The 16,506-nt window shown below is 53.9% G+C and carries 20 protein-coding genes; 8 read left to right on the top strand and 12 right to left on the bottom strand.

Annotated elements, in window-relative coordinates:
- Positions 1–5: 5 nt before the first annotated feature.
- The 4 genes from MK745_RS02755 to MK745_RS02770 all read left to right on the top strand — a co-directional run bounded on the left by MK745_RS02755 (position 6) and on the right by MK745_RS02770 (position 3,539).
- Positions 6–434, top strand: coding sequence for a plasmid mobilization protein (locus MK745_RS02755; protein ID WP_243611751.1), 429 nt, complete (start codon positions 6–8; stop codon positions 432–434).
- Positions 428–1,981: a relaxase/mobilization nuclease domain-containing protein gene (locus tag MK745_RS02760; RefSeq protein WP_243611752.1), complete on the top strand. Its 1,554-nt coding sequence runs from the start codon at positions 428–430 to the stop codon at positions 1,979–1,981. The genes MK745_RS02755 and MK745_RS02760 overlap by 7 nt, the downstream gene beginning before the upstream one ends.
- 194 nt (positions 1,982–2,175) lie before the next feature.
- Positions 2,176–2,739 (top strand): non-canonical purine NTP pyrophosphatase, encoded by a 564-nt coding sequence (locus MK745_RS02765; RefSeq protein WP_243611753.1) that lies wholly within the window; start codon positions 2,176–2,178, stop codon positions 2,737–2,739.
- Between the two features lie 2 nt (positions 2,740–2,741).
- Positions 2,742–3,539 (top strand): SIR2 family protein, encoded by a 798-nt coding sequence (locus tag MK745_RS02770; RefSeq protein WP_243611754.1) that lies wholly within the window; start codon positions 2,742–2,744, stop codon positions 3,537–3,539.
- Here MK745_RS02770 and MK745_RS02775 read toward each other — a convergent pair.
- Entirely contained in the window at positions 3,528–3,869 is a 342-nt protein-coding gene (locus MK745_RS02775) for a hypothetical protein (protein ID WP_243611755.1), read from the bottom strand. The genes MK745_RS02770 and MK745_RS02775 overlap by 12 nt on opposite strands.
- Before the next feature lie 14 nt (positions 3,870–3,883).
- Positions 3,884–4,603, bottom strand: a complete 720-nt coding sequence (locus MK745_RS02780) for an AAA family ATPase (RefSeq protein ID WP_243611756.1) — start codon at positions 4,601–4,603, stop codon at positions 3,884–3,886.
- A gap of 54 nt (positions 4,604–4,657) precedes the next feature.
- On the opposite strand from MK745_RS02780, the gene MK745_RS02785 reads away from it, so the two are divergent.
- From MK745_RS02785 to MK745_RS02795, 3 genes are all read left to right on the top strand, one after another.
- On the top strand, positions 4,658–5,149 hold the full coding sequence (locus MK745_RS02785; RefSeq protein ID WP_279391714.1) for a nucleoside 2-deoxyribosyltransferase: 492 nt from the start codon (positions 4,658–4,660) through the stop codon (positions 5,147–5,149).
- Complete coding sequence (locus MK745_RS02790; RefSeq protein ID WP_243611758.1) at positions 5,139–5,723, top strand: deoxynucleoside kinase; 585 nt, start codon at positions 5,139–5,141, stop codon at positions 5,721–5,723. The genes MK745_RS02785 and MK745_RS02790 overlap by 11 nt, the downstream gene beginning before the upstream one ends.
- A gap of 221 nt (positions 5,724–5,944) precedes the next feature.
- Entirely contained in the window at positions 5,945–6,406 is a 462-nt protein-coding gene (locus tag MK745_RS02795; RefSeq protein WP_243611759.1) for a DUF1203 domain-containing protein, read from the top strand.
- Here MK745_RS02795 and tnpC read toward each other — a convergent pair.
- From tnpC to MK745_RS02845, 10 genes are all read right to left on the bottom strand, one after another.
- Positions 6,387–7,913 carry an IS66 family transposase gene (gene tnpC / locus MK745_RS02800; protein WP_243611760.1) on the bottom strand — a complete coding sequence of 509 codons (1,527 nt, stop codon included), beginning with the start codon at positions 7,911–7,913 and terminating at the stop codon, positions 6,387–6,389. The genes MK745_RS02795 and tnpC overlap by 20 nt on opposite strands.
- Before the next feature lie 55 nt (positions 7,914–7,968).
- Positions 7,969–8,322: an IS66 family insertion sequence element accessory protein TnpB gene (gene tnpB, locus MK745_RS02805; RefSeq protein ID WP_243611761.1), complete on the bottom strand. Its 354-nt coding sequence runs from the start codon at positions 8,320–8,322 to the stop codon at positions 7,969–7,971.
- Positions 8,319–8,705, bottom strand: coding sequence for a transposase (locus MK745_RS02810; protein ID WP_243611762.1), 387 nt, complete (start codon positions 8,703–8,705; stop codon positions 8,319–8,321). Before MK745_RS02810 ends, tnpB begins: the two co-directional genes overlap by 4 nt.
- Before the next feature lie 80 nt (positions 8,706–8,785).
- A complete protein-coding gene (locus tag MK745_RS02815; RefSeq protein ID WP_243611763.1) occupies positions 8,786–8,983 on the bottom strand; it encodes a HigA family addiction module antitoxin in 198 nt (65 codons plus the stop codon).
- A 12-nt stretch (positions 8,984–8,995) separates the two neighbouring features.
- On the bottom strand, positions 8,996–9,955 hold the full coding sequence (locus tag MK745_RS02820; protein WP_243611764.1) for a PD-(D/E)XK motif protein: 960 nt from the start codon (positions 9,953–9,955) through the stop codon (positions 8,996–8,998).
- 8 nt (positions 9,956–9,963) lie between these two features.
- Positions 9,964–11,901 carry a Z1 domain-containing protein gene (locus tag MK745_RS02825; protein ID WP_243611765.1) on the bottom strand — a complete coding sequence of 646 codons (1,938 nt, stop codon included), beginning with the start codon at positions 11,899–11,901 and terminating at the stop codon, positions 9,964–9,966.
- A gap of 290 nt (positions 11,902–12,191) precedes the next feature.
- A complete protein-coding gene (locus tag MK745_RS02830; RefSeq protein WP_243611766.1) occupies positions 12,192–13,709 on the bottom strand; it encodes an ATP-binding protein in 1,518 nt (505 codons plus the stop codon).
- 10 nt (positions 13,710–13,719) lie between these two features.
- Positions 13,720–15,018: a DNA (cytosine-5-)-methyltransferase gene (dcm, locus tag MK745_RS02835; protein ID WP_243611767.1), complete on the bottom strand. Its 1,299-nt coding sequence runs from the start codon at positions 15,016–15,018 to the stop codon at positions 13,720–13,722.
- Between the two features lie 51 nt (positions 15,019–15,069).
- A complete protein-coding gene (locus MK745_RS02840) occupies positions 15,070–15,468 on the bottom strand; it encodes a hypothetical protein (RefSeq protein WP_243611768.1) in 399 nt (132 codons plus the stop codon).
- 185 nt (positions 15,469–15,653) lie between these two features.
- Positions 15,654–16,112, bottom strand: a complete 459-nt coding sequence (locus MK745_RS02845; protein WP_347813640.1) for a helix-turn-helix domain-containing protein — start codon at positions 16,110–16,112, stop codon at positions 15,654–15,656.
- Positions 16,113–16,262: 150 nt separating this feature from the next.
- On the opposite strand from MK745_RS02845, the gene MK745_RS02850 reads away from it, so the two are divergent.
- A complete protein-coding gene (locus MK745_RS02850; RefSeq protein WP_243611770.1) occupies positions 16,263–16,481 on the top strand; it encodes a hypothetical protein in 219 nt (72 codons plus the stop codon).
- The last annotated feature ends 25 nt before the right edge of the window (positions 16,482–16,506 follow it).

The following is a 16,506-nucleotide window of genomic DNA, read 5'->3' on the forward strand; positions in this document are numbered from 1 at the left end:
GACCCATGTCATACGGCTGCGCCGATGACACGGGACCTTGCGAGGGGCGGCACGCCTCCCCTTCGAACCCCACCGGCGCGGGAAAAGCCCGCACCAAAGAGCCGCTAACCGAGACTTTTGTCTTCCGGTGCACAGCGGCAGAGAAGGCCCAGTTGCGCGCCAAGGCCGAGGCCGCTGGTCTGCCTGCCTCGACGCTTCTGCGCGAGGCGCTTGGCCTGACCGAAGCGCGCCGCCGCAAGCCAATTCCTCGCGTCGATCCAGCACTTGTGCTGGCGGTCGGGCGCATCGGCGGCAACCTCAACCAGATTGCACGTTGGCTGAACCACGCCATGAAGGTCGGGCGCACCGACCTCGATACCCTGACCGTCGCGCGCCGCCTTGTGGTGATCGAACGTCAGCTCGCCGCGCTCCTCGATGAGGCGCGGCGGTGCTGATCAAGTTCTTCCCCAACGGCAAAGGCGCGGGCGCGGGGCCGGTCGGCTACCTCGTGGCCGAGCGCGTGCTGGCCTATGACGGCAACCGCGACCTGATCCGCGATACCGACGGCCAGCCCCTGACTGTCAGCCGCGATCCGCTACCCGAGGTCCTGCGCGGCAACCCCAAGCGTACCGAGGCCCTGATCGATGCCAGCCGCCACCAGTGGACCTACCGCGCGGGCGTGATCAGCTTTGCCGACAGCGACGATCCGACCGGAGATCAGCAAGCCGAGGTCATGGACGGGTTCGAGCGTCTGGCCTTCGCGGGGCTGGACCCTGAGCAATATGAGGTGCTCTGGGTCCGCCATCGACACGAAGGCCGGGTCGAGCTGCATTTCTGCACGCCGCGCCTGGAACTGACGACAGGCAAGAGCCTCAACATTGCGCCACCGGGCTATCAGCACGCCTATGACAGCCTGCGCGACGTGATGAACCAGCGCCACGGCTGGGCCGATCCGATGGATGTGGAGCGCGCTCAAGAGGTGCGTGACACCGTCGAGGCCCCAACCCGCGCCCAAGGCCGTGACGAGCTGCACGCCTGGATACAGGACCAGATCGATATGGGACTGATCACTGACCGCGCATCCATGATCGAAGCCCTCACCGATGCGGGCTACGACCTCCCGCGAGCTGGCAAAGCCTACATCACCGCCCGCGATCCCGACACCGGCGAACGCTGGCGGCTGAAAGGAGAGATTTTCCATGAAGACTGGCAAGCCGACCCGGCTGAGCGAGAAACTGAACGCGGAACTCAACACGATCCGGGCCGAACACGTCGCCTCGATCTCCTCCCAGCTCAGGAGCTTCAGGATCGATTTGAAGAACATTGTGGGCGCCGCGCAGCATACCATCGCGAGCGATACGCGCCGCTTTCAGACCGAGGCGGCGAACATGTTCGAGACGCGGCTGAGGTCGATCCGCCTCTGGCTGACGATCTCGCCCTGGCTGATCGCGGCGATGGTGCTGACGGGGATCGCCTTGATGATGGCCGCGAGCTTCTTCTGGACGGTGCATCTGACGCGCTCGGAGTTGACAGAGCTTGGCCTGATACGGATCGAGCGACCCGAGGGGACATGGCTGATCCTGGACCCATCGAAGACCCGGCTACGCACCTGCACGATGGGCGAGCGGCACGTGACCTGCATTCGGATCGAGGAGGACTAGATGACCCGACTGACAGCCTTGGAACGCGACTTGCTCGCCTGCGTCGAGCGGTTGGTGACGGCCTCAGAGGCCTCCGCGAAGGACTTGACCGCCTTGGAGACACGCTCGACCGGCAGGATCGAGAAGGAGATGGCTGGCTTGAAAGCCTGCGTGACCTTGCTCATTCGTTCACAGGCCGCATCCATGAAGGCCTTAAGCGGATTGCTGAACGACGAGGCGAGCTACAAGACGCTGGACGAGAACTTGCAGCAGAGCTTGACCTTAGCGAAGGCCGCCGCCGAGAGATTGAGGGACAGCTAGACAGCCAGGAAGCGCATACGGAGCGGGGGTTGAGTCACTAAGAGAAGCCAAGCACAATTATATGAAAAGCACGGACCTCAGGCGTTGATCAATTCTGCTGTTGTGGCAATTGGATAGACGCAACGTGTTCAAGGAGCAATTTTGTGATTTGGAAAGCCGATCTTTACTACGCGGCTCGCGGAGAGCAGAGTTAGTCTAGCGACATGGTTTGCCAATTGAACAAAAGGATAACGACGTGGGAGAGTTGGTATTTGCCTCGAGCAACCAGCACAAGTTTGATGAGGCGCGGGAAATTCTGACATCACTTGGGGTAGGATTGCGATTTCGGCGCTGCAGTATCGACGAGCTCCAGACGACAGATGTGGCGCGGCTGATACACAAAAAATGCTTGGATGCGTATGGCCAAATCGCGAGACCACTGATTGTTGAACACACTACACTCCACAGTACTAACTACGGAGGGTTCCCCGCAGGACTCACTAGCGTCTTTTTAAAGACCGTGGGGCTTGCGGGAGCCACCGACATGTTGGGCCGACCGGGGAAAAACCAGGCTACAGCGACAACAACCGTGGCTTATACAGATGGGAAGAAAATAACAACTTTTGAAGGTTCGATGAATGGGGAAATCCTCGACGCTCCGACAGTAACCGACACAGACTGGAAGAAATTCGGGTGGAACGCGATCTTCAAACCGGATGGTTTCAGTAAATCCCTAGCTGAGATTGGGCCAGCTCATAAGAACTCGTTTTCAATGCGCAGGATCGCACTTGAAAAACTTGTTGCAGGAGGAATTCTCTAGCTATGACCGTGAACGGCGAAGTTAAGGTGGCAATTGCTCAAAAAAAGCTAGTCCTATTCGCCGGGGCTGGCGTTTCTATGAACCTTGGGCTGCCTTCGTGGAGCGGGCTAATTGACAAAATGGCGGGTGATGTCGGGTTTGACCCTGCATTGTTTCAAGCAATGGGTGAATTTGATGCTCTCGCTGAGTTCTATGAGATCGAGAAGGGAGGTCGCTTAGAAATAGTGGACTGGATGAGAAGAGAATGGCAGAGTTCTACGATTTCAACCCTGACATCTGAAATTCATGACCTCATCGTCAGATGTAATTTTCCAGTAATTTACACAACGAATTATGACCACTGGTTGGAACAAAGCTATATTCAACGCGGCAGCTCATGTTCCACAATAATAGATGTGCGTGATCTGCCGAAGCTTACAGAACCGGACCCATGCGTAGTCAAATTTCATGGAGATTTAGGCGCGCCCGAGACTATGGTCCTTACCGAGTCAGACTATGCAAAACGTATGTCCTTGGAATCGGCTTTGGATATACAACTCCGGTCAGATACCTTGCAGCGGGGCATCCTGTTCTTGGGCTATTCTCTTAGGGACAAGAACCTGAGGTATATTCTCCACAAATTGAAGCAACTCAGGGATGGGTTCGCAGCGCCATCGGCATATCCACCTTCATACTTGTTCACGAACAGAGTGAACCACGTCGAGGAAAAACTACTGAGCCAGTGGGGTGTAAAGGTAATCGTACCAGACGAACTTGAGCCATCGACTGCATTGCAAGAGTTCTTGCGGTCAGTTGTTTAAAATCTCAATGGCACGGTCCGCTTGACTGCTCATGCTAACAACTGCACGCCGGTCGAAGTTAAGCTCGTCGATAGTTGCGGTGACATGCTCAAGGTATGCGCTTCGCATCGGCTTTGTTAGTACAGTTCCGATATCAGACATCCAGATGGCCAAGCCCCAGAGCTTCACAAGATCAACTGTTGTCATGTTCGCGTCCAAGGGGAACTTTTCTTCTGCCAAAGACCTCAACCTTTGTGCCGTTGCCTTATCGTCTTTGCGCTCTTCGGCAAAGGCATCAAGAAGATCAATTTGAGCCTGTTCTGACTTGGACTTGATAGTCAGAAACTCCAATGGTGAGAGCCTACTCATGTTTCAAATGATTCCAGTGCGTTACGCCATGCTTCAGCATTGTTTTCAAACGATAGCATAGCGCCAGAACTCTTCTCTCGCAATGTCGCTTCGAGCTGTGGCATTGTGATAAGCAGCTTGCTGCTTGAAACGGGCGCGGAACCGGGCTGGTCGTTCCAAATGGTCGGCACAACGGTCTTTGTTCTCGACAATCGGGATAGCCAACTAGCGAGCTTTTCAGATGGGTGGTCATCCACCGTGGTGGCGTACGGATCGCCTCTTTGCTGCAGTCGCTGTGCGCGCGTCGTCAGGTCACACTGCACAAGGAAGATACAAAAACGTTGTTTCAAAAGAAATTGTAACTCGTTTGGAAATCGCAAGTCGTCTAGAATCAAAGGAGTCTTCGAAGAGCTTTGGGCGATGCGACGATCCAAGGCATCTACCCATATGTTCGGGTACCCGTGAGGGTGAAGCCAAACCTTGGCAAGTTTCGCTTCCAGAGCAGGGTCAACGCTTTCGCCGTTCCTACCCCAGTGAGTTCCAACATCCGTGAGCATTTGCCTATCTTCAGGGCGCTTCTTGTCTATAGTGCGCCCCATTGCTTGTTCAGCAACTTTGTAGACCTCGCGACCAAACGAAATCACTTCGGCTTCGAGCACACGCGCCAACCGCTCGGCAACAAATGATTTTCCCGTTCCCAGTTGGCCGATCAGACCGATTCTTACGGTTGTATCCAAGTGTGAAGTGTCCTTAAGTGCGTTCGACGGTGCTACAGGTTTTTCTATGAGGGTATGGTGAAAGTGTACATAGCAGGACCGATGTTTATCGAGTCCCAGATTGACTACAATTTGATGCTGGCGAACCGCATCCGGGAATTGGGGATTGAGGTGTATTGTCCGAACGAGAATGCCGAGATCAACGACAAATCAAGGCGGGACATCACAGGCGAGAAGATCTACAAGCACGACATTGATGAGCTACGCGCTAGCAACGTGCTCTTATGTCAAGTTGCAGACTGCCCCGGAACAAATTGGGAGGCAGGGTATTTTGACTGCCTCTCTAAGGAGGTAAACTCCGATATGTATGTTGGGGTAATTGGTCTCAGCTCCGATATACGCCTGAAAACCCCCCCGGACCCCCAGAAACCAGGATTTGACAATCAAACCATGTATCTCAATCAATTTATGGTTGGCGGGCTAAAATGCTCGCTCGGCCTGTTTTACGATAAGGAAGACCTTTTCAAAAAACTGGTTGCATTACGGACAAAGTTCGATGGCGAGTAACGTAGCAATCTGTGGCGGAATTGCAGTTGGGAAAACTACGCTTGGAAAGGCACTTGTAAGCCTACGCCAAGATTGGGATTTTCTGGAAGAAAGACCGCAAGAAGTCGCGTTTATCAAAGACTTCTACGCTGAGAAACGCAGATGGGCGTTTCATAGTCGCATCGGTATGCTTGAGTATTTTTTTCGACGTACCGCGTACCTAGATGCTTCTAGTAAATTCGTGATCCAAGATAGGACACTACACGAATTGGTTATCTTCGCCGAGGTGCAAGCAGAAATCGGGACCATGTCTTCGAGCGAATTTGATCTTTATCACCGGGTTTTCGTCATGCTGAGCGAAAGGCACCCGCAGCCCGATGTAATTATTCGGTGTAAGTGCCCGTCAAACGTCGCGTTGAAGCGAGTGAGGGAACGTGCGCGGGATTTCGAGGCGAGCATGACTGAGGAATACATTAAGTTAATTGAGGACCGTTACGACCAATGGCAAGATCGCCAATCGGCGACTACGAGAATTGTAGAGGTACACACAGATCAAGAGATTGACTACTCAAGAATCTCTGAGCAGTTGGAATAGACTAGAGGTGGATTTTGGGATTTAGGGCCCAACTAACGGCTTAATGTCCGACACATCTATCTTTTTGGCCACCCGTGCCATGTCATAGTTCGTCTGTAAGTTCATCCAGTAGGCCGGTGTTGTGTTGTAAGCGATGCGTTGGCCCCACGGAATGAGCATGTTTCGGGTCGCTTGGGGCTTCTTTTGCGGTGATCTTCTCCAAAAATGTGGAGACTATGTTGATGCCGTACTTTTCCGGAATGTCACAAGAGGATGCCGACTCCTTTCGTCAAGGAGGCCCTGATGCCTATGGCAAATCACCCGAACGCATGAGAAGCGACGGGACCGCTCCTTGTCGGTGTTGTTTGAAGCTCATCGAAGCTGGTTCCGACATGCTGGTGTTAGCATATCGCCCTTTCGGGGAACTCCAGCCTTACGCTGAGACTGGACCGGTTTTTCTTTGCGCAAATGATTGCGAAGCCGTTGTTGCATCGCCTGATGTGCCTGAAGTCGTTGTTTCACCGGAGTATCTTCTGAAGGGCTATTCGTCAGATGAGCGCATTGTTTATGGAACGGGTCAGATCACGCCCAAGGCAGACGTTGCCGCCTATGCAAATGCACTTCTTGAACGGGATGATATTGCATTCGTGGACCTGCGGTCTGCTAAGAACAACTGTTGGCAGGTCAGAATGACGCGGCGTTGATGCCGGTTGAACAGTTCCAGGGTAGCAACGCTTTGATGTCCATTTGTTTGTGCCCGCCAGCAATGGCGGTCAAGACGCCGGATAGATAGGCGTGAGGCTCAATCCCGTTGAGTTTGCATGTTTCGATCAGGGACGCGATGACGGCCCAGTTTTGCGCTCCTGCATCATGACCGGCGAAGAGCGCGTTTTTGCGGTTCAATGCGATGGGGCGGATCGTTCGCTCGACCGGGTTGTTGTCGAGTTCGATGCGGCCGTCCTGCAGGAACAGGACCAGCCCGTCCCAGTATTTGGCGATGTATTTCAGGGCTTCTCCGGTTGGCGATTTTGCTGAGACACGGGCGCGGTTTTGGGCGAGCCAAAGTTCGAAGGCGTCGATGATGGGTTTTGAGCGCTCTTGCCGTGCGGCGAGCCGTTCGTCGGCGGACAGGCCGCGCAGATCTTTTTCGATGCGGTAGAGCGCTTGGATTTGAGCTAATCCTTCCTGCGCGATTGGGGCTGCGCCGGACTGGGTGACATCATGCAGTTTGCGGCGCGCATGGGCCCAGCAATAGACCAATGTCACGTCCTGGGCAGGCCGTTTCAGCAAGCGGTTATAGCCAGCATAGCCATCGACCTGCAGGATGCCGCTGAAGCCCTTCAAAATGATGTCTGCGTGCTGACCAGATCGCCCTGGCGCGTAGGTGAACGCCACGCCAGGTGGATCCTCACCGCCCCACGGGCGATCATCGCGGGCCAGCGACCAAAAGTATCCTGTTTTGGTCTTTTTCCGCCCCGGGGCCAGAACCGGTGCGGGCGTCTCGTCCATAAAGAGCTTGGTGGAACGCTTCAAATCCGCCATCAGGGCATCATAGACAGGGGTCAATTCGAACGCCGACTTGCCGACCCACGCAGCCAAGGTGGAGCGATCCAGATCAATCCCTTGGCGGCTGTAGATTTGCGCTTGTCGATAGAGCGGCAGGTGGTCCGCATATTTTGAGACGAGCACGTGGGCGAGCGTTGCTTCGGTTGGCATGCCGCCCGTGATGATGTGGGCGGGTGCCGGGGCTTGAGTGATCCCGCTTTCACAGGATCGGCAGGCATATTTTGGGCGACGCGTGACAATCACCCGGAACTGGGCCGGGATGATGTCCAGCCGTTCACTCACATCTTCTCCGATTACATGACGCTGTGCCCCACACCCGCAGGACAGATCGGGTTCGATGACCACCTCGACCCGTTCCAGATGCTGGGGCAGTGACCCACGATTGGTCTGGCGCGGCTTTGCTGGCCGCACGGATGCGGTGCGCGCGTCAGTGTCAATCTCGGCTTCCACTTGCGCGATGGCGGTCTCGATGTCTTCGAGTTCCAACTCATACTGGGCTGGATCAATCTTCTCGGATTTGCTCCCGAAGAGGGCTTTCTTGAAGGAAGCGACCAGAGCCTCGAGCCGTGCATTCTGATCCTGTTGCGCGCGGATGATCGCCTTCAATTCGGCAATGTCATTTGGCAATTCATCGGGCACAATCATCTCCGAGGCCATAACAAAACAAGGGCAGAATGACCCGCGCAAACGTGCCTGTGAGTCACTCCGCCGCAGCTGGGGCTGCCACCTCCAGAGGCCGCACGCGCCGCCAGTCCAAACCCGCAAACAGCGCCTCAAACTGGGCCGGTTCCAGACGCATCACCCCGTTCTTTATCGCGGGCCATTTGAAGCTGTTATCCTCAAGCCGCTTATAGGCCATCACGAGCCCGCTGCCGTCCCAATAGATCAGCTTCAGCCGATCCGCGCGTTTGGCGCGGAACACATAAACCGACCCATCGAAGGGCTTCTGACGCAGCTGGCTCTGCACCAGAGCTGCCAGCCCATCATGGCCCTTGCGGAAGTCAACCGGATCGCTGGCGACAAAGATCCGCACATTGTGTGATGGGGCAATCACGTGGCCATGGCCCGGGCGATCTCGGCGATCCGCGCCGCTGGTGTGGCAGCGTCAAGACGAACAGTGACGTCGTCTCTGATCACATCAATTGTGTTCGAGGATATGGCGGGCAAAGCCTCGGCTACAGGTCCGGCTGCCTCGATCTCAACAGGCACAAAATCCATGCCATCCAGGTTTGGCAAAACCAACTTGCCCTGACGCGCCATCCGCCGCCAATCCGACACCGTGCTGGGGATCAGCTCGTATCGCTTCGCCACCGCCTTGACCGTCTCGCCCTCAATCAACGTCTCCGCCACGATCCGCGCCTTCAACTCCGACGGCCAGTTCCGCTTACCATCGGCCCGACGCGGCACACTTGCCAGAAACTCGCTTATAGCTCCCATCGAGAAACTCCCCACATATCAAAGAAGCCTCTGAATCGCAGATCAAGCGCTATGCCGTAAGTGTGGGGGTGGCGCACCGCTTACGTTGTGTTGAAAACACGGGCAAGACGCATCGCAGTGTCTGGCGTGATTCCAGTCGTTCCCTTGATCAGCCGCTCGATCCGCGTCCTAGGCACGCCCAGATGCCGCGCAAACGCGATGGCCCCCATCTCAAGCGGAACGAGGTAAAGCTCTTTCAGGACTTCACCGGGGTGCATCGGGTGTTCAAGGAAGCTCATCAACTTGTCGCTTCAATACGGTAGACATGGCTCTAGGCAAGGGGCTCTCGACGCGACTTCTTCGACAGTCAAAGACTCCGCAACTTCCAAGTCAATTCTAAATCGGACTTGGTCCACATGCTTTGGCGCAGACCGGATCGCCGGAATATCTTCAACGTCATACCAGCTTAATTTTGTGAGCGCATGGGCCTCATCAAAAGTCGGTTCGCCTGGACGAGGAAGCCCCATTACTGAAAAAAGTGTGCGCTGGACTTTCATTACAAGCTCTGCGTCAGCTTTCACTAACCCTTGAACTCGCTCCGCCAGTTCTCGAACGCTTGTTCCGTTAGAGGTTTCATGGACGAGTGTGGAAGCGACAAAGGCCTTCGTACCTGGGTCTGGAGCACATTGCTCCATCGAAAAACGATGGCGGCGTTCTCTTGTTCCAGAAGCTTTGACTTCTATGCGCGCCGTACCCAGCGCCAAGTCAAACCTGTCGGACGCACCAACCCTCCACGCCTTTACAGCTACCATTGGGTCATTCGCCAACGATAGTACCAGGAGTTCGGCAAACAATCCGATTGCTCCCTCACGACTTGGTTCACCAGGTCTCTCGAGAAGTTCAATGAGCTCTTCCAAAATCGCAACAACGTCTGCTTGTGCAGCAGACCGGAGACGCTGCAGCACGATTTCGCCTACTGAAATGAATGCCTCTTGAAGGGTGACATCATCGGACTCGCAGGCGACCAGCGAAACGTTGAGTTGTTCTTCTTTCCCGTTCAAGTCCACATGGCAGGAAGCTCGATGCTGCAAGCGGAGCCCTCGCCGGACTACTTCTCGTGATCTTGCGTCGTTCGCCTCAACCAATAGCGCAGGCCGACCAAGATGATCCAAAGCGGCGTACACGACGGGATTCTGGCTCAACTTGGTAATGCTAAATGTTGCTGATTTTGGAGGTTTCAGCGTTTTCAAGCTTCTCAGGAGCATAGCCATCAAACGACTCAAGCAGTTGGTTGAACAAGGGTTCCAACTTTGTACTTCTGGGGAACCCAGAGAGCAAAAGCTGGTATTTGAAGCAACGTGCCGTCCTTTGACTGCAACATGTGTATTTGCAGTGTTGGTTCGTCGCGCATCATGATTTCGCGATCGCCTGGGTAAATGGGCACTCCTGACCGAGGGTTTCGCCCTTGATACAATTGAGCGATTTTTCCGCTGGCTATCGTGCGGACGCGAGGACTGCCTTTCCCCATCAAGACCACTCGACCTGTCCGTCCCGGATCACCGCTGAAAGCGTCGAGTTGCAGCATTGCGCCGTAAAGCAAGTCGCGTTGATCGAGGTCAGCAACTCTTGCATCTGTCAAGATACTGAGAAGTTCAGGAATGGGTATAGGGGAAGAAATCAAGTGGCGTTGCTCAGGCGTGCGCTCGCTGTGGCCATGATCTTCATCCATTTCCAAGGAAGACTGCAGATGTTCAACCAACCTGCGGTTCTCTTCCAGGTCGGGGCCATTCAACGCGGGCCGGTCCAAAGTCAACCAATCGTCGGAGAGTTGCCTCTGCTTAACGCCACGGGCAAGTACATTTCTGCGAGTAGCCTTCAAGCTTGGGTCAAGAAGAAACTCTCTCCGCCAATCTCTTAGGGGCCGTCCAGCCTCCGCAATTGGCTTAAGTCGAGAACGTAGGTCCTGTTCATGTTTGGCGTATTCTTTGAACACAGCGCGCGTATCATCATCGATCCAAATCCTTACTCTGCCGAGGTACCCTCTCTTGTAGCCGAAGAAACGTGCGCGCTGTTGAATGGAGTCCGCCAACTTTTGGCCAAGGCTTCTAGCAAGATGGGTCGTGGTCAAACCTTCAACAGTGAAGCCACGTTCGATTGCCTGACCTCCAATCAGTATGAACGAGAAATGGCGACTCCACGGAACAGGCGGCGCACCTTTGTTGAGCTCCAGGATTTCTGTTCTTACAAGTGCACGGCGCAAGAATGGAACGAGTTCTGAGAGTGCTGGTAGGGAAGCGTCTGTTCTTACCAGGTCCTTGTGTGCTTTGCCCAGCAGGTCAAACAGAGCGTTTCGTTCCTCCGGTGCAGATAACTCGGCGTCTTCATGCAACAGATCGGACCAGTCTGACTTCATGCGTTCCATCCATTCACGCAACCTGGAGTGGTCTCCGGTAAGTCTGGAAGGATGGACCAGCATCGATCGATTTGCTTTGGGTTTTTTAGAAAACCCAGAAGAGTAGTCGGCCGCGATGCCAACCAAGAACGAAGCGAGCGCATCCCGCAAACTGTTCGGCGGCCCTTCTTGCATTTCTAGAGCCCTATCGACTTCGCCAGCAGGAATCCTCCTTATGTGGGCGTCCTCTTTTTCTAGAAATAGTTCCCTCCCGCCAACATAAGCGTCACCTGGCTCGAGAACCTGCACAAAGCTGGGCGAAAGAGCATCGCTTATCTCAATCAGGAGGTTCGCTTGGGGCGTGGCGGTGTACTGCAAGAACGTATGATTTGCTCCACCTAGTTTCACTGCATCTCGAAGTTCCGAAATCGCAGCGTAGGTCTTTGTAACTGTAGGTTTCTTTGGCGAACCCGCATTGCCATCCAGGCTTGCTTGATCGGCCTCATCATCAATTATGAGCACCGGTGCGGAAGGAATTCTCAGACGCTCGATCATTTTCGCGAGCGTGCTGAGGTTCCCCGCGTGCTTCATTACGGTGATGATCACGGTTCGACATTCATCGGTGTCGAAGTCATCATCTTCCCATTCGTCAAGCGCAGATTGAATTGTTTGAACATCTGCGTTGCGTTGAGCCTCACTAATGCCCGAGCGGGGACCGCGCACATGTAACCATGTCCGCTTTTCCTCCAAAGCAAGATCGTTCGTTAGCCGCCCTTCTGTTTGCCCAAGCAGATATAGTGAGGTGCCACCAATCAGGATAACCATCGCGTAGCCGTTGTCCTTGGCAAGCGCAGCCACAGTTGTGAAAGACAACGTTTTGCCGCTTTGGACATATCCGACAGCAAGGCCGGCCTCACTTGTGCTTCCGGTGCTAGAAACCGGTTCGGCGCAACGTGCTAGGATCGCTCGTGATGCCTCAGCAAGACTTCTTCGAGCAACGGGATCAGTGGGAAATGTCCTTTCAAGCAAGTCGCCTACTTCCGGACCCTCTACAGGACTCCATGAGCCCCCTCTCGGAGGGTGGTTTTTAATCGTTGCTACCCCAGATACCGCCGTCATTCACTCATACCTTTCAAAGCCTTGTTTACGCCCCTGACAGTGGCGGATGCGCCCAGTGCAGCTTCCTTGCTGCCGAGCTTTGCCAGCAGTTGGCCAATCGCGATGGACGCTGCAGTCCGGAGCATCACCTGCCACGCACGTTCATCATCGTCGATGAACCTCACGCTAAAGGGATGATGAGCTGAAACACGGATCAGAATTTTCCGAGTTCCATCCTCGAGTTGTGAATCTACGACCCTTAGCCAATCTCGTTCAGCGTCATCAACTGTTGGTTGGACGTGGACTTCCCACTTTTGGCCGTCAATGGTCGCCTCGAAGTGTTCGTCTGCTAACTCTCGTGCATTGTCTTCTGGTTCTTTTTCAAGAACCACACGTGACACATCACGATCAATCGACGCGGAAACAAGTCCTTTTTCCGCGTCATGCGCTGTTTCAGCGGCTGCTTTTTGCGCGACAACAGCAAGTTCATTTTTTGCTTTTCGCGCACGGAAATCATCTGCTTGTTTCAAGAGCGGGACGGGTTCCTCTGCAAGTCTCTCCTTGAGGAGTTCCAGGAACGCTTCTTGTTCGCTCTCGTCCCACTGGAAACCGTCTTTTGTATGTGAGACTTCAAAACCTTCGAGTTCCAATTCACCAAACAAGCGCTGACGTCTAAAGCTGTTCGCGCTTCCAAAAATGGCTTGCGGCTTAAAACCCTCATCCGCACTACCTTGAATGAGCCTTCCTCGCCGAAACAATGCAAAGCCAGCCCGTCTAGTGCTCGCGGTTGCGAACAGTGCAGCGAACCCCTTGGCGCTTTTGCCTTGACCAAAATCGAAGTCGATTTCTTTATGCCATTCAATAGGTCCGGCCTCCTTGTCCCATTCTGGAGGCTGATGGAGAATTGGAGGCTCATCATATTTCAAAGCCTCTCCTTTTATTTCGAGTTGCAGCCAACCTTCTCGGATAAACTGTCGATAAATGTCGCTGAGGTGTTCGCGGATCTTCCCTAGCGTCTTAGTGCGTGGAAGGCGGACAACATCGCGTAGTTCAACTACAGTGTAATGAGATTGCTCTAACGCAGGTCGCTCGTCCGCATCCAACTCTTCAATAGACTGGTCGACGATTGAGGAAATATCGAATTCTACCGTGCGTTCTACAGCTTCGCCGAGAGCTTTAGTGCGGACCGACCAACGAGGTGCAAACCAGCAGGCAGCAGACTTCATGCCCATGCCAAACTCTGACAAGCCACTGGCGTCCTCCGGAGCCTGCGCAGGACGAAAGGCACGCGGGAACTCCGAAAGTGGTATACCCGCTGCGTTGTCTTCGATCCGAATGATGCCATCATCAGAGATCAAGATTTGAACACGCAAATATCTCGATCCGGCTGCAGCTAGGGCATTTCTGTTGGCTCGAAAACTCTGCACTGAGTTGTCAACGAATTCGGCGATGGCAAACCATTCTTTGTAGTTCAGGTGCTTTAGAACGCCCAGAACACTAACGCCGGGATTGATCGGAACTTTTCGGAGCGTCATTGAAAGAGCCTTAATGTAAAGTGGATGAACAATTATCTTGGCCCAACAGACGAGCGGCAACGGATTGGACTACATCGACGTTCACCGCATTGCCTAACGCTTTGTAAGCGGCTTGCCTGGTTTCCGGCATGTATTCGAAGCCGCCCATACTCTGAAGCCGGGCACACTCTCGGACAGTCATATACCTTTGCTCCCATCCGATGACGGGCACTTGGCTCGTGGTTAGCGCCACAAGAGAAGGGGCTACTGTCGGTCGTTTCACCCGAATTCCGGACGCGCGAAACTGGATAATACCGCTTCGGATATCGCGCGGTCCGCCCTTCCAGTTCCACTCAAGTTTTTGAAAGCTTGGAGCAAACTGCCTAATCGACGGCAACCATGCATCAAAGGCTTCTGGAGCAAAGCCATAGAGCTCTCGGTTTTGAGAAATGAAGCGCTCTTTCCACGAAGCAAAGCGAGGTTTGGTTTCGCGCGCGTAAGGCGGTAGCGAAGCAAAGTCAGATGCACGGTCGCCAGACAATAAGTCGCCGAATGCGCCTCTGAGTCCTGTTAAAGCCTGCTCGATTAAAGAGTGAGGAGTGTGCCCAACATATGGATAGGTAGCTCCAAACTCCATCGCCCATATCGGAAACGATGGAAGAGGAACATCTTCGGGGTAGATGTCCAAGAACCGTTGCCACGCATCCAGGTATGAGATGAAGCTCTTTGGGAGGTACTTCGCATCATTCGGGCGATCATCTAAAACATCCCTGATATCCAGCTCGTCTTTAGCCCTTTTCCGCCCGGGCCAAGTGAAGTCCTTTAGCGAATTCTTGCCCTGCTTTGCAACGATGATGGCGCGGTCTCGGACTTGGGGAACGCCGAACATATGGGGCGAGAGAAGAGTGGATTTGACGTCGTATCCTATGTTCTCCAGTTGAGCTTCCATACCAGCCCAAGTTTGGCCGCTGTTATGGCGCAATAGATTGGGAACGTTCTCCAGAATTACGTGACCGGGTCGGCGTTTTCGTAGGATGCGCAACACATCGTCGAAGAGAGTTCCTGACCCAGGGTACTCCCTTCCGAGTTGAGCACCCGCCTTTGAGAACGGCTGACAGGGAAACCCGGCGCATAAAATGTCGTGAGCAGGTACCTTTTCAGCCGAGACCTTTGTAATGTCACCAGAAGGGCGAATGCCGTGATTTTTTTCGTAAAGGTCTGCTAGCTGATCATCGAGTTCCGAGGCGAATACACAGTGGTGCCCAAGATTATGGAGAGCCCTGTGAAACCCGCCTAGACCTGCAAAAAGGTCAATAAACTTCATCGTCATATCGTCATATCGTCATCGCCCTGACGAAAGCCTTGCAAGTCACGCCCATCGTCAATCCAAATTTTCTGAAATGTTTCCAGGCCACGAACGAGACTCCAAAAAATGCTGCCATGTACAGTTTTCCAAAAGCGCCTTGCTTGCTCGAAGCGGCTTGCAAACGTGTGCTTCTGTGATTGCCATCACACCCAAGATCATCACACCTATTGCGGTGCTCATAATCGCATATATCGTGATTTCAGACCGATTGAATACAAAATACAGCAAAGGAGCAACGATAAATGGCATGGAGACAAGGCTCATTAGCCGAACTGCTCTTAGTCTTTGTTCTGTAGTCTCGGCAATATCTTCACTAGCTCTTTTGAGGCCGTCTTTCCATTCCAGAAATTCATCCTCGAGCTGACCGAGCAGGTAATGCCCGCAACGACAATACTCCCTCGTGAGATACTCCATCTGCCCGCAACAGGCGCACCTAATTGCGTTGATCCCTGGCGCTTTGGGACGTGTTGGATCGCGCCGGACTAGTGTTTCATCTGGAGCTAGAGCGTTCTTCTCAAGAAATAGGTCAAGCCGATCTGAGAGCGACATGGTTCGCGGCTTGAGCACGTGGACGTTTGATGGCAGCTGACCCTCAGACATCACGCGACCAGCCCCAGGATGCGGTCTACTCGTTGTGTGTCGGGCGCATTCTCGGTCGTATTCAATGGGTCCTGATTGAGGAACTCAGCAAAGAGGAAATCAATCGCGTCCCACTTCTTTTCATCCGGCACTGAGAGGCCCCGTTCATTGATCCGGTGCTCAACGGCCATTCCGACCTTGCGGTAGGCCTGCGCCAGTTCTCGTTCACGCCGGGTCAGTCCTGGTTCAACGTCGCCTTCCAGCACCCACAGCGGGTCAGCCTCGAACTCCTGAAACACCTTCAATAAGAGCGATCCGGGCAGATCGCGTTCTCCCCTTTCATAGTACTGATAGGCGCTCCGGCTGACGTGAAGACGCTCAGCCATTTCTTCTTGAGACAGTTTTTCTTGGCGTCTTATTGCCGACAAGCGGTGTCCTAGGCCCTCTACAGTCATGTGCAACCTTGAAATTAGTTGCATTGACCACGAATATGGTCACATATTTACAGTGTGACTATGCTACGTGGCTATGCGCTCGTTTCTCTCATACCGAGCGTACTTTTGTTTCATTCTGAAGGCAAAAGAGAATCTTCTGCTTCGTTTCGTGGTCTGGACAGCCAGAGGTGACGCATGACGAAATTTCTTGAAACACCGAAAGAACTTGCCGAGCGCGTTGGTATTCCTGTGACCAACGTTCGCTACTTGATCCGCGAGGACATGCTGGATCACATCTTCACCGCGCCAGGGAAACGAAACCCGAAAATCCCCAAAGGTGCGTGGGAAAAGTATGTCGCCCAGTTCACGGTGAAAGCCGAGCCTAAAGCCGCAAACGCGGGCAGAGGGAGCTGAGCAATGTCAAATGAAGAGTATGCTG

The organism is Shimia aestuarii (assembly GCF_022814865.1).
Taxonomy (GTDB): domain Bacteria; phylum Pseudomonadota; class Alphaproteobacteria; order Rhodobacterales; family Rhodobacteraceae; genus Shimia; species Shimia aestuarii_A.